Origin of the sequence: Nitratireductor aquibiodomus, assembly GCF_900105565.1 — a bacterium.
Classification (GTDB): Bacteria; Pseudomonadota; Alphaproteobacteria; order Rhizobiales; family Rhizobiaceae; genus Nitratireductor; species Nitratireductor aquibiodomus.
In genome coordinates this window covers 254,644-267,026 of record NZ_FNSL01000002.1, presented here as the reverse complement: position 1 = coordinate 267,026, position 12,383 = coordinate 254,644, and the positions used below count along the sequence as shown (strand labels likewise).

Annotated in this window: 11 protein-coding genes; 4 read left to right on the top strand and 7 right to left on the bottom strand. The window is 61.6% G+C overall.

Annotated elements, in window-relative coordinates:
- Positions 1-111 precede the first annotated feature (111 nt).
- Genes fahA through BLW55_RS20405 form a run of 4 tightly spaced genes read left to right on the top strand, consistent with a single transcriptional unit; the run spans position 112 to position 4,129 of the window.
- On the top strand, positions 112-1,437 hold the full coding sequence (gene fahA / locus BLW55_RS20420) for a fumarylacetoacetase (RefSeq protein ID WP_007007204.1): 1,326 nt from the start codon (positions 112-114) through the stop codon (positions 1,435-1,437).
- A gap of 19 nt (positions 1,438-1,456) precedes the next feature.
- Positions 1,457-2,485 carry an ABC transporter substrate-binding protein gene (locus tag BLW55_RS20415; protein WP_007007205.1) on the top strand — a complete coding sequence of 343 codons (1,029 nt, stop codon included), beginning with the start codon at positions 1,457-1,459 and terminating at the stop codon, positions 2,483-2,485.
- Positions 2,485-3,303 (top strand): ABC transporter ATP-binding protein, encoded by an 819-nt coding sequence (locus BLW55_RS20410; protein ID WP_007007206.1) that lies wholly within the window; start codon positions 2,485-2,487, stop codon positions 3,301-3,303. Before BLW55_RS20415 ends, BLW55_RS20410 begins: the two co-directional genes overlap by 1 nt.
- A complete protein-coding gene (locus BLW55_RS20405) occupies positions 3,296-4,129 on the top strand; it encodes an ABC transporter permease (protein WP_007007207.1) in 834 nt (277 codons plus the stop codon). The genes BLW55_RS20410 and BLW55_RS20405 overlap by 8 nt, the downstream gene beginning before the upstream one ends.
- A 117-nt stretch (positions 4,130-4,246) precedes the next feature.
- Here the strand turns inward: BLW55_RS20405 and uxuA are convergent, their stop codons facing one another.
- The 7 genes from uxuA to BLW55_RS20370 form a co-directional block, all read right to left on the bottom strand.
- On the bottom strand, positions 4,247-5,407 hold the full coding sequence (gene uxuA / locus BLW55_RS20400; protein WP_090330215.1) for a mannonate dehydratase: 1,161 nt from the start codon (positions 5,405-5,407) through the stop codon (positions 4,247-4,249).
- Positions 5,404-6,864, bottom strand: coding sequence for a mannitol dehydrogenase family protein (locus BLW55_RS20395; protein WP_177175154.1), 1,461 nt, complete (start codon positions 6,862-6,864; stop codon positions 5,404-5,406). The genes uxuA and BLW55_RS20395 overlap by 4 nt, the downstream gene beginning before the upstream one ends.
- A 6-nt stretch (positions 6,865-6,870) precedes the next feature.
- Positions 6,871-7,932 carry an ABC transporter ATP-binding protein gene (locus BLW55_RS20390; protein ID WP_090330214.1) on the bottom strand — a complete coding sequence of 354 codons (1,062 nt, stop codon included), beginning with the start codon at positions 7,930-7,932 and terminating at the stop codon, positions 6,871-6,873.
- A gap of 2 nt (positions 7,933-7,934) precedes the next feature.
- Complete coding sequence (locus tag BLW55_RS20385) at positions 7,935-9,176, bottom strand: AGE family epimerase/isomerase (RefSeq protein ID WP_090330213.1); 1,242 nt, start codon at positions 9,174-9,176, stop codon at positions 7,935-7,937.
- Positions 9,173-10,003, bottom strand: a complete 831-nt coding sequence (locus tag BLW55_RS20380) for a carbohydrate ABC transporter permease (RefSeq protein ID WP_025030173.1) — start codon at positions 10,001-10,003, stop codon at positions 9,173-9,175. Before BLW55_RS20380 ends, BLW55_RS20385 begins: the two co-directional genes overlap by 4 nt.
- A gap of 47 nt (positions 10,004-10,050) precedes the next feature.
- Positions 10,051-10,938: a carbohydrate ABC transporter permease gene (locus tag BLW55_RS20375; RefSeq protein ID WP_007007211.1), complete on the bottom strand. Its 888-nt coding sequence runs from the start codon at positions 10,936-10,938 to the stop codon at positions 10,051-10,053.
- Positions 10,939-11,016: 78 nt separating this feature from the next.
- Complete coding sequence (locus tag BLW55_RS20370; protein WP_090330212.1) at positions 11,017-12,339, bottom strand: extracellular solute-binding protein; 1,323 nt, start codon at positions 12,337-12,339, stop codon at positions 11,017-11,019.
- Positions 12,340-12,383 lie beyond the last annotated feature (44 nt).

Here is a 12,383-nt window from a genome sequence, read left to right as displayed (position 1 = left end):
TATTCCACAAACCGTTCTGCCTTCAAACCAATATTTGCATCCCTTGACGTATTCGGATTTGGATGCTTTTTTGTATGCAAACTTTGTAACTATTCATCGGCACAACAATCAATGACAATCTGGACGCTCGACGAAACGCATGATCCCAACGCGGAAAGCTGGATTTCCAGCGCCAATCTGGAGAGCTCGGCGTTCGGCCTGCAGAACCTGCCTTATGGTGTTGCCACGGCGGGCAATAACGCGGAACCGGTGATCGTCGTTGCGATTGGCGACCAGGCGCTCAATCTCTCGGCCTGTGCCGCAGCGGGGCTTCTCGATGAAATCTTCGGTGTGGATGCATGCGGCATTCTGTGCCGGGACGATCTGAACGCGCTGATGGCGCGTTCGCCGGCTGAATGGCGTGCGCTGCGCCTGTGGCTGCACCGCGCGCTGCGTGCCGGCTCCGAGATGCAGTCCGGCATTGAAGGCTTCCTTTTGCCGATCGAAACCCTGCGGATGCGCCTGCCGGCGCGAATCGGCGACTACACGGATTTCTACTGCTCGGTCGAGCACGCCACCAATGTCGGCAAGGTGTTTCGTCCGGACAATCCGCTGCTTCCGAACTTCAAGAGTCTGCCGGTCGGCTATCACGGGCGCGCGTCGTCCATCATTGTGTCGGGAGCGGAGGTGCGTCGTCCCAACGGTCAGATCCGCGTGGATGGCGACATCGTGTTCGCGCCAAGCCGCATGCTCGACTACGAGCTGGAGCTGGGTGCCTTCATCGGCGGCGGCAAAAATGACAGTGGCGTGCACCGTCTGCCGGAAGCGCGCGAACGGCTATTTGGCGTGTGCCTCGTCAATGACTGGAGCGCGCGTGACATTCAGGCCTGGGAATACCAGCCGCTTGGTCCGTTCCTCTCCAAGAGCTTTGCGACGACCATCTCGCCCTGGGTGGTGACGATGGATGCGCTGGCTCCTTTCCGGGTGGCCGCGCGCGAGAGGCTGGCCGACGATCCGGCGCTGCTCGACTATCTCGCCGATCAGGACGAGGCCAGGGGCGGCGCTCTGACCATCGATCTGGCCGTGCGTCTTGAAAGCGCGGCGATGCGGGAGCGCGGCGATGCCCCGCTCACCGTGACACGCACCAATGCGGCGGGGCTCTACTGGACCTTCGCGCAGATGATCACCCACCACATGTCCAATGGCTGTCCGATGATGCCGGGTGATCTGATTGCCAGTGGCACGATCTCCGGTGAAACGCAGGGCTCGCAGGGCAGCCTGCTTGAGCTGACGCGTCGCGGCGCGGAGCCGCTGGATCTGGGCAATGGAGAGAGCCGCGGCTTTCTGCAGGACGGGGATGAAATCGTACTCGAAGGCCGATGCGAACGGGAGGGTTTCCGGGCAATTGGCTTTGGCGAGTGCCGTGGAGCCGTGCTCCCGGCATCTGACTGGTCGTAGGCAAAACAGGGAGGACCGAATGTTTAACGACTGCAAGACAATGGCACAGAAGGCATCGCGCTGGATGCGCCATATGGGCGTGGCGGCTGCCGCGCTCGCAATCACCGGCGGGGTCGCCATGGCCCAGGAGCTGAAGCAGGTCACGGTGGTTCTGCCGGGCTCTTCCGCGATGGCCTGGTATCCGATGATCGTCGCGCAGCAGCGCGGGTTCTTCAAGGAAGAAGGCCTTGAAGTCACGATCAAGAGCCTGGATGGATCGGGCGCCGTTCTTCAGGCTATGGAAGCCGGCCGTGCCGAGTTCGGCGCGCCTGGACCGGGCCCGGTGCTCAATGCCGTTGCGCGCGGCGCTGACGTAAAATTCTTCTACAATCTGTTCTCGCGCGGCCTGTTCGTGCTTGCCGGTGACCGCAATGACGGCATCGAAAGCGCAGAAGGCCTGCGTGGAAAGCAGATTGGCGTCTCAACGGCTGACGGCGCCGAGGTTTCGTTCGCCCGCAGCGCGCTTGCATCCGTGGGTGTCGAGCCGGACGAATACAAATTCGTCACCATCGGCCAGGAAGGCATGGCCGTAACGGCGTTCGATCGCGACACGATCCACGCATTTGCGGCATCCTTCACCGGTATCGCGGTGTTGAAGGACCGTGGTGTTGACGTGGTCGACCTCACGCCTGAGGGCCTCGACCTGTTCGGCAATGGTCTGGCTGTTCGTGGCGAGATCTACCGTGACAACCCGGAGATGGTGGCCGGCTTCGCAAAAGCGATCCACAAGGCAACCAAATGGGGCATGGAAAACCCGGAAGGCGTTCTCGAAGACGGCGAGACCTACAATCCGCAGGAAGTCGAACGTCGTGAATATGCGCGTGCTCTTCTCGACACCGTGAACCAGCAATATGCGCCCATCGGCGACAACACGCTCGGCTACCTGCCGGAGAGCGGCTGGAACGCATGGCACAAGAGCCTGCTCGACACGGGCGAGCTTGATGCAGCGATCGAGGATCTGTCGGTCGTCTACACCAACGAGTTCGTCGAAAATCTGGAGGCCAAGTGATGCATGATGTGCGGTCGGACGGGGACGCGATCCTTCGTCTTGATAATGTGAACAAGCATTACCGCCGCGCACGATCAGGCCAGGCTGACATCATCCATGCCGCCAAGGATGTGTCGTTTGAGCTGGAGAGGGGCCAAATGGCCTCTCTCGTCGGCGCGAGTGGGTGTGGCAAGTCGACTGTTCTGAAGATGATTGCCGGCCTGATCCCGCCGACGGGCGGAGAAATCACGCTCAGAGGCGAGGCTCTGACCGGGCCGAATGAGCATATCGGCATCATGTTCCAGCAGCCCACGCTTCTGCCCTGGCGCAGCGTGATGGAAAACGTGCTGCTTCCCATCGAAATCCGCGAGGGGCGAAAGGCAGCGAACGCTGCGCGCGAACGCGCTACGCAGCTTCTCGAGATGGCGGGGCTTGCCGAATTTGCCAGTGCGGTGCCATCGGAGCTTTCCGGCGGCATGGCGCAGCGTGCGGCCATTTGCCGGATGCTGGTGACACAGCCGGAAATCCTTCTCCTGGACGAACCGTTCGGCGCGCTCGATGAATTTACACGCGAGCAGATGAATGTGGAGTTCGAACGGATCTGTCGCTCGCGCGAGGCCACGGCCATCATCGTTACGCACTCCATTCAGGAAGCGATCTTCCTGGCGGATTCCGTCTTCGTGATGTCGCCGCGACCGGGCCGGATCGTCAAGCGCATCGACATCGATCTGCCGCGTCCGCGTACGCCCGACATGATCACCGGCAACCGCTTCAACGAATATGTCCGCGAAATTCACGACCTGTTGTTCGGAAGCGGAGAGGGGGCCAGCCATGACTGACCAGCAAACTGTCGATCCCGAGGTGCTGATCGCGCTTGCCGAAAATGAGCGCAAGACGCTGATCGAGCGCACGCCGCAATGGCTGCTCGTGCTGCTGTTCGGTGCGGCCGTTGTCACTGTGTGGCATCTGGCTGTCACCTATAGCGGCATCTCGCAGCTGGTTCTGCCGGGGCCCTATCAGGTTCTGCAGGATCTCATCTTCACGCTCAACAACCTGTTCACTGGCGGTTATGTGGCCCATGCCACCTGGATCACGCTGGTCGAGGTTGTCTTCGGCTTCCTGCTGGCTTCGGCCATCGGTCTCACGCTCGGCATGATCATCGGCGCGACCACGTTCGGCCGCAAGGCAATCATGCCCTATGTGGTGGCGATCAACACCATGCCGAAGGTCGCCTTCGCGCCGCTGTTCGTCGCGTGGTTCGGCTTTGGCATCGAATCGAAGATCATGATGGCCGCGTTCATCTCGTTCTTCCCCGTGACGATCAACACGGCGGCGGGTCTGGCGGCAACCGACAGCAACATGTCGATGCTGTTCAAGTCTCTTGAGGCAAACCGCTGGCAGACGCTCATCAAGCTGCAGATGCCCTATGCGACGCCCTATATTTTCGCGGGCCTCAAGCTGGCGGCGGTGTGGAGCGTGATCGGCGTTGTCGTCGGCGAATATATGGGCGGCGGCGAAGGGCTCGGCGAGCTGGTTCGTGTCGCGGCAAGCCAGCTGCGCGTTGGCCGTGTTTTCGCACAGATCCTTCTGCTCAGCCTGATGGGGCTCTCGGTGTTCGGCTTCGTGACACTGCTCGAGCGCTATTTTGTGCGCTGGAGGCGCTAGGGTTTTTACGTCAGGTTTCGGTTCCTGAGACCGCCCGCATCCGTTCTATCGCGGATGCGGGTGGTTCTTCTTTGTAGAGAATCCGTGGCGGGCTTGCGGCGCGGGAAGCCACCGGTGTCACGTCCGCACGTACTCAAGTGTCCGCATCACGCCGCGCAGTTCGGCCAGCCCTTTCAGCCTGCCGATACCCGAATAGCCGGGGTTCACCCGTTTGCCGAGATCGTCCAGTATCGCGTGCCCATGGTCGGGGCGCATGGGTATCTGCCCGCCACGTCGCCTCTCTTCATTCATCAGGGCAGCCACCACGGCAATCATGTCCGTGTCGCCTTCCAGATGCTCGGCCTCATGGAAAGAGCCGCATGGCTCCCGCTTCACGTTGCGCAGATGCGCGAAGTGAATATGCGGCCCGAGAGCCTTCGCCATGGCCGGAAGGTCGTTTGCCGGGTTCGCGCCGAGCGAGCCGGTGCAGAATGTCAGTCCGTTTGCCTCTGAGGGGACAGCCTCGAGCAATGCCTTCAGGTCGTCATGCGTGGAAACGATGCGCGGCAGGCCGAACAGAGGGAACGGTGGATCGTCGGGATGGATCGCCATCACCACGCCTTCCTCCTCCGCCACCGGCATGATCTCCCGGTGGAACTCGGCCAGGTTTTCGCGCAGGCCATCGGCCGAGATGTCGCGGTATGTGTCCAGCATGCGCCGGAAGCTCTCGCGGTCGTAGACGAATTCGCGGGCCGGCACCCATTCGATGAGATTGCGTTCCAGCCGCGCCAGATCGCTTTCGCTCATCGTCTTCAGGCGCTCGCGCGCAGCCTCCACCCGCTCGGCCGGGTGATCCGCCTCGGCACCCGGACGCGCGAGAATGAAGACATCGTAGACACAGAACTCGACTGCATCGAAGCGCAGCGCCGTCCCGCCATGCGGCATCGGATAGTCGAGATCCGTGCGCGTCCAGTCGGTGATGGCCATGAAATTGTAGCAGATGGTGCGCACCCCGGCGCGGGCCACATTGCGGATCGAGGTCTTGTAATTGTCGATCAGCGCGCGAAAGTCGCCGCTGCGCGTTTTCACATGCTCATGCACGATCACGCTTTCGACGACCGACCATTCAAGGCCGGCCTGTTCGATTTCGTGCCTGCGCTTGTCGATCTCGTCCTGCGGCCAGGCGCGTCCGTCATTGAGGTGGTGCAGGGCGGTGACAATGCCCGTCGCACCCGCCTGCCGCACATGGGCGAGCGTCACCGGATCGTCCGGACCGAACCACCGCCAGGTCTCTTTCATTGGATGATGTCTCCTCGAGCGTAATGGGCAAGGGTCGCCGAAACGCCATGATCCGAGATGCGCTGACAGGCTTCGAGGACGGCAGGCAGGTATCGGTCGACGCTGTCGAAACGGGCAGCCTGAAGAACGGCGGCGACAGTGTCAGCGGGACTGGTTGTGTTTGCGATGGCCGCTTTCAGCGCCTCATCCAGCGGATCGGTAAAGGCCGGCGGCTCGCCTCTATCGGCGAGCGCTGCAATCCAGAGTGCAACACCGGCTGCAAGATGCGGTGCATCCTCGCCTGCATCGAGCCGCTCCAGCAGCGGATTAATGAAGCGCTGCGGCAGTTTCTGCGAACCGTCATTGGCAATCTGCGCCGTGCGATGGCGCAGCGCCGGATTCGCGAAGCGGTCTGCAAGCCGCGCCATGTATTCGTCCGGCTTTAGGCCGGCGTCGCCGGAAAGCGTCCAGGCAGATTCCCGCCAGAGCCCCTTCACGAAACCATGGATAACCGGATCGGCAAAGGCATCCGCCACCGTCTCGTGCCCGAGCAGCTGTCCCGCATAGGCGATGGCTGAGTGCGCGCCGTTTAGAAGCCGAAGCTTCATCTCCTCGAAAGGGGCGACATCGGCCACCATCTCGACGCCATGGCCTTCCCAGGCGGGCCTGCCCATCGGGAATTTGTCTTCCACCACCCATTGCATGAAGGGCTCTGTCACCACGGGCCAGGCATCTTCAACACCGAGCGCCTGCGCAACCCTTTGGCGGTCGTCATCCGTGGTCGCCGGAACGATGCGATCCACCATGCTCGAAGGGAAAGCAACATTCTGCTCGATGTAACGGCCCAGTTCGGGATCGCGCAGAGTCGCAAATTCGGTCACCAGCCCGTGTAGCGTTTTACCGTTAGCGGGCAGGTTATCGCATGAAAGGACGGTAAAGGGAGGGATGCCGTCAGCCCTTCTTCGGGAGAGGGCTTCGGTCAGAAAACCAAGTATGCCGGTCGGCCGGTCGGGGTTGGCAAGGTCCGCCGCCACTGTGCGATCCTGCACATCCAGCGTGCCGTCCGCATTCCGCGGATAGGCCTTCTCCGTCACAGTCAGCGTCACAATCCGCGTCTGCGGACTGCTCATCGCGGCAAGAACGGACTGCGGATCCTCCGGCGCCACCAGCACCTTCATCACGGACCCGATGACCTTCAGCGTTTCACCGGAACCATCACGCTGTGCAAGTGTGTAGAGACAGTCCTGCGGGGCGAGGGCGTCGCGCATGGCGGAATTGCGGAGGGAGACACCGACGATGCCCCAACTGGCATCTCCCTCCGCGAGACAGGCATCCACATAGGCGGCCTGGTGGGCGCGGTGAAACGCCCCGATGCCGATATGCACGATGCCCGCGACCAATTGGGTTGGATCGTAGGCCGGACCCTGAATGGCGCCGGCCAGATGCGAAAGACTGGAGCGGTTAAGACGCTGCGCCATCACGGATCAGCCAAGCCTCTGGCTTGTCTCCGCGTCGAAGAGATGCGCCTTGGCCGCCTGCACACCAAGGCGCACTGTGTCGCCCGCGCGAATGTGGACGCGATCACGAAGCTGCGCCGAGACGATCTGCTCCCCCACGCGAACCTGAACGAGGGTTTCAGACCCTGTCGGCTCGACATTGGTCGCAACGGCCTCAAACCCTTCGCCGTCAGTGGCCAGGTGCAGATGCTCGGGACGGATGCCGTAGATCACCTTGCCGGCGGCAGGTGATGTGCCTTCAAGCGGCAGTTCCGCGCCACTTTCAACACGGACGTTCTTGCCACCATTGGTAAGGAGGCCCGGCAGAAGGTTCATCGAAGGCGAGCCGATGAAGCTTGCCACAAAGGTGTTGTTCGGCCGGTCGTAAAGGTCCAGCGGCGCGCCCACCTGCTCCACAATACCATCGCGCATCACGACAATGCGGTCTGCCATGGTCATGGCCTCGATCTGGTCATGCGTGACATAGACGGTGGTTGTCTTCAGGCGGGCGTGAATGTCCTTGAGCTCGGCTCGCATCTGAACGCGCAGCTTCGCGTCGAGGTTGGAAAGCGGTTCGTCGAACAGAAAGACCTGCGGATTGCGCACGATGGCACGGCCCATGGCGACGCGCTGGCGCTGACCGCCGGAAAGCTGGCGCGGATACCGGTCGAGATAGTCCGACAGGCCGAGAATGGCGGCGGCCTCGCGGACCCGCTGATCGATCTCGTCTTTCGGGCGCTTGGCGAGCCTGAGCGAGAAGCCCATATTCTCGGCAATCGTCATATGCGGATAGAGCGCATAGTTCTGGAACACCATGGCGATGTCGCGGTGCTTGGGTTCCACATCGTTGATCACACGCCCGCCAATGCTGATCGTGCCACCGGAAATGTCCTCAAGCCCGGCAATCATGCGCAGCAGGGTGGACTTGCCGCAGCCGGAAGGGCCGACCAGAACCACGAAGGCGCCATCCGGCACTTCGACGGTTACGCCCTTGATGGTTTCGAGCTGTCCGTAGAATTTGCGGACATCCTGGATGTCGACTGAAGCCATGGTTACCTCGAGGCGTAAGCGGTGTGTGACGTTGAAAGAGCCTCCGCAACGCGGATCGCGGCAAGAAGGCTCAGACCGGTGTGATATCCGGGGTCGAGATCGGGCGTGGCCGGCACATAGTCCGTCGGGCCATCCGCAGTGCGGGTCTGGTAGGCGATGGCCGGCGCACCGCGCCAGTAATGGTCGAAGAATGCGCTGTCCGCCTCTTGCCAGATGGCAAGGCTGTCGGCGCTTCCGGTCAGCTGGTGGCAGAGCGCGGCGGTGCGGATCGTTTCCGGCAAAGACCACCAGGGCCGGTAGGGGCTGAGCTTTTCGCCGGACGAAACCGAGACGGTCAGATGCAGCCCGCACTCGGCAAAGCTTGCCCGAAAGGACGCGATCAGGATGCGCTCCAGCGTGGCCACCAGCGCCGCGTTCCGGCGAACGGGCGCATGGTCCAGCGCAAAGCCTGCAAACTCGATGCCGTGGCCGACATTGCACTCATCGCCGCCGGGCACATTGCGCAGCAATCCGGTTTTCTCGTCCAGATGGTTCTTGATGACATGATCGATGAAACGCTGCGCATAGGCGGTGTGATCTGAAAGGCCGCAGCGTTCCAGCATGCCGGCACCGCCGAGCAGGATCATGCGCGGCCCGAAATCGTCCGGTTCGCCGGCGAGCGCTTCGCCCCCCAGAGGCTTTTCCTCACTCATCTGGAAGCGGCCATCCTCGATTGCCGCAATCACATCGGCGAGGTAGCGCAAATATCCGGGCCGTTCTTCAGGCGCATAGCGGGTGGCTGCCGCCACCAGTCCCTTGGCGGCGAAAGCATCGGAATAGGTGAACACGTCTCCCGCCGGTTCCTGCGCGGTCACCGTGCCATCGCCGTCCGCGCGAACAGGGCGAAGCCCGGCATCATAGCGGAAATAGACATGGCCATCGCGCGCCTGCAGTTCCTTGATGCGCGCGAAGAGCGAGCGCCCGGCATCATCGAGCCGCTGAGACAGCGCCGCATCGCGCGTCTCGAAGAAAGCCGCATGCGTGACCAGCGCTTCGAGACCACGCCCCTGAATCCAGCCATAGGTGTAGTCCGGCCCGCGCAGCCCGTCGGCCGCGCCATAATCGGCAAGCGTCAGGCTGTTGACCTTGGTGTTCAGGAAGCCCGCCCCAAGCAGGGGGCGATCCAGCATCCACCTGAGCGTGCCGGCATTGGCAGATGCATAGCGGTCGGCGGCCTCTGGAAAGAAGGCGTTCTCAGCGGTCATTCCTTCATCCCCGTGCTGGCGACGCCCTGCACAAAGTTGCGGCGCAGGATCACGAACAGGGTGATGGAGGGCACGAGCACGGCCGCAGACGCTGCACTCAACCGGCCGAGATCGACCGTGAAGCCGGTCTGGAACAGAGCGAGGCCAACCTCAATCGTGTAGCTGTTGCGGGTCGTCGTCACGATCATCGGCCAGGCAAATGACGTCCATGCCTGGAAGAAGGCGAGGACGGCAAGCGCGCCCAGAGCCCCGCGCAAGAGCGGGAGCACGATCCTCCAGAAGATCCAGAACTCTCCCGCCCCGTCGATGCGCGCAGCCTCGAGCAGTTCGTCTGGAATGGAATGCATCACATTCTGGCGGATCAGAAAGATGCCGAAGCTCATCACCAGATAGCCAAGCAGCAGGCCCCAGAGAGAATTGAGCACACCCAGCGCCTGTGCCTGGAAATAGAGCGGGATCATATAGACCTCGAACGGCACGATGGCTGTGGCGAGAATCAGGATGAAGATGATGTTGAGCGAGCGAAACGGAAACTTGGCCAGCACATAACCGGCGATTGCCGAGGTCATGACAATCGCCACCATGGAAAGGGTGGAGAAGGCGACGCTGTTGAAAATCCACAGCGGCAGCGGTGTGTCCGCCAGCACCGAGCGGAAATTCTCCAGCGTCGGATCGCTCGGGATGATGCGTGGCGGCCAGGCGACGATCTCCTCAGGTGTCTTGAACGCGTTCGACACCAGAAACACCAGCGGCAGGATCATCAGGATTGAGAAGCAGAACAGGAACACATCGATGGCGAAATCGATGAGTTTGCCCCGCGTTTTCATGCGCCCACCTGCTTTCGGGCGTGGTGTGGAAGCGGCTATCGTTTGTGTCATTTCCGCCCCTTTTCCCGAAGAAGACCGAACTGGATGAGAGTCAGCACGAGGACGATGGCCAGAAGCACCACGGCTTCGGACGCGGCATAGCCGACGCGATAATTGCGGAAGCTGTTTTCAAGCATGTCGAGCACCAGAACCCGCACTTGCCTGCCCGGCGCGCCTTGCGAATCCGAGGCAAGCACGAAGGCCTGCGCATAGACATTGAACCCGGAGATCAGCGTGACGACTGAAACATAGAGCGTGATGGGTTTCAGCATGGGCACCGAAACATGCCAGAAGCGCTGCACGCCGGACGCGCCATCAAGCTTGGCAGCCTCGAAGAGAGAGACCGGAAGGTTCTTGAAGCCGACGAGATAGATCAGCACGGCATAGCCGAGCGCCTGCCAGGAACACAGGACGATGATGCAGATCACCGAAAGAACGGGATCGAAAAGCCATGCCTGCGCCGGGATGCCGAAGAATTCGAGCAAAGCGTTGAGCGGGCCGAGCTTGGCGTCGAAAATCCATTTCCAGGCCATCGCCGCCGGCACCAGCGACACGACATGCGGGATGAAGACCGATGTCTCGTAGAACCCGGAGAAGCGCGAATGCGTGCGGTGGTGAATGAGCCCGGCGATCACCATGGCGGTGGGCACCGTGAGAATGACCACGCCGAAAGCAATGATCGACGTGTTTGTCAGGGCGTTCAGGAAGAGCTGGTCCTGAAAGAGCTCGCGGAAATTCGCCAGGCCGATGAACGGTTTGTTCTTCGACAGGATATTCCACTGATGCAGGCTCAGCCGCAATGTCTCGACGATCGGGTACATGCGCACCCAGGCAAAGATCGCCAGCGTCGGTAGGATCGCCAGAATGGCAAAGCGCCATCGCTTTTGTTGCAGCATTTTGTTCCCGTCCGCCTGAAGTCACTGATCGGAAACGGCGCGGACGCCGTTTCCGGGATGAGGGTATCGTTGAAGCGCTTACTCGGCGAGAAGGCCTTCGCGCTTCAGGATGTTGTTGGTCTCTTCGGCAGCCTTTGCAAGCACGGCGTCGATGGCGGCGTCATCCTCGGCAAGCGAGGCATCGCCATAGGCGTTGGTAAGCTGGGCGGCGAGACGGGTCAGCACCTCCTCGATCGGACCGATGGCCGGCAGGGTGAAGAACTTGTAGTCGGCCGGATAGTCGACGAATGCGCCGTAGGCGGGAACCTTTTCCGTGACAACGCCGTAGTCGACGCCCGAACGGTTGGGCAGCCAGCCGACATTGTCCAGAAGCCAGACGAGGTTCTCCGGGTCGTTGGCGGCCTGCACATAGGCCCATGCAGCCTCTGCGTCCTCACCCTCGACGGAGTTCACATAGAGATTGGCCGGCAGGGCGATGGAGCCGACCGGCAGCGGTGCGGTCGCATAGTTCAGGTCGGGTGCCTTGGCCGCGATGTCGGCGATAACCCAGGACTCGCGAATGAACATGGCCGTCTGACCGCGCTCGAAAGCCTCGGCATCTGCCGGCATTTCGGGCGTGACCGTCTTCAGCACATGCACGTTCTCGAGATACTGCTTGAGTGCCTTGCGGCCAGCCTCGTTGGCGTAGTTCGCCTGCCATTTGCCGTCGCTCACCTCTTCGATGACCGAGCCGCCATACTGGAACAGGTTGATCCAGAATTTCTCGGCAATGCCCTGACCCCCGCCCGAAAGGCGCAGGCTCCAGCCTGAAACGGTCGCCTTGCCGTCAGCGTCGCGTTGGGTCAGCTTCTCGGCATACTCCGTGTAGGCCTCCATGGTCTGCGGCGGCTCTTTGAGCCCCGCCGCTTCGAACATGTCGACATTGTAGAAAAGCGCGCCCTGTCCGCGGAAAAGCGGAACGCCGTAAACGGTGCCGTTCTTGGAAGCGGCGTCGACGAAGAACTCGCCGAAATTATCGCTGCTGGTAACAAAATTCGCCACGGCTTCCGGTGCCGCCGGCAGCAGATCGTTTTCGATGTAACGGCTGGCCGTGGAGCCCGCGAGTTCGATCACGGTCACGCCGGCGGAGCCGGAGGTGAGGCCGAGCGCAATGCGCTTTTCATGCTCGCGCAGGGCAATCGCTTCAACGTTGACCGTGAGATCAGGATATTTTTCCTTCAGCCCTTCCGCCACATGCTCATAAAACGGCGCCATTTCGGGGTAGCCGCTCCAGACATTGATCGTCTGGGCAAATGCGGAACCGGAGATCGCGGCAATCGCCGCCCCCAGTGACAGCGTCGCCACCCGAGCCGTGAAGCTCGTGCTGCCGGATTTTGTGTTGCTGGACCTGTACGCTCTCATCTTTTGTTCTCCCTTTCGACGTGAGCAGACTGCAATTTCGTTCC

What these genes read in the sequence shown, in the direction of transcription:
- fahA (WP_007007204.1), top strand. Translation starts at nt 112, where the DNA reads ATGACAATCTGGACGCTCGACGAAACGCATGATCCCAACGCGGAAAGC.
- BLW55_RS20415 (WP_007007205.1), top strand. Translation starts at nt 1,457, where the DNA reads ATGTTTAACGACTGCAAGACAATGGCACAGAAGGCATCGCGCTGGATG.
- BLW55_RS20410 (WP_007007206.1), top strand. Translation starts at nt 2,485, where the DNA reads ATGCATGATGTGCGGTCGGACGGGGACGCGATCCTTCGTCTTGATAAT.
- BLW55_RS20405 (WP_007007207.1), top strand. Translation starts at nt 3,296, where the DNA reads ATGACTGACCAGCAAACTGTCGATCCCGAGGTGCTGATCGCGCTTGCC.
- uxuA (WP_090330215.1), bottom strand. Translation starts at nt 5,407, where the DNA reads ATGAAAGAGACCTGGCGGTGGTTCGGTCCGGACGATCCGGTGACGCTC.
- BLW55_RS20395 (WP_177175154.1), bottom strand. Translation starts at nt 6,864, where the DNA reads ATGGCGCAGCGTCTTAACCGCTCCAGTCTTTCGCATCTGGCCGGCGCC.
- BLW55_RS20390 (WP_090330214.1), bottom strand. Translation starts at nt 7,932, where the DNA reads ATGGCTTCAGTCGACATCCAGGATGTCCGCAAATTCTACGGACAGCTC.
- BLW55_RS20385 (WP_090330213.1), bottom strand. Translation starts at nt 9,176, where the DNA reads ATGACCGCTGAGAACGCCTTCTTTCCAGAGGCCGCCGACCGCTATGCA.
- BLW55_RS20380 (WP_025030173.1), bottom strand. Translation starts at nt 10,003, where the DNA reads ATGAAAACGCGGGGCAAACTCATCGATTTCGCCATCGATGTGTTCCTG.
- BLW55_RS20375 (WP_007007211.1), bottom strand. Translation starts at nt 10,938, where the DNA reads ATGCTGCAACAAAAGCGATGGCGCTTTGCCATTCTGGCGATCCTACCG.
- BLW55_RS20370 (WP_090330212.1), bottom strand. Translation starts at nt 12,339, where the DNA reads ATGAGAGCGTACAGGTCCAGCAACACAAAATCCGGCAGCACGAGCTTC.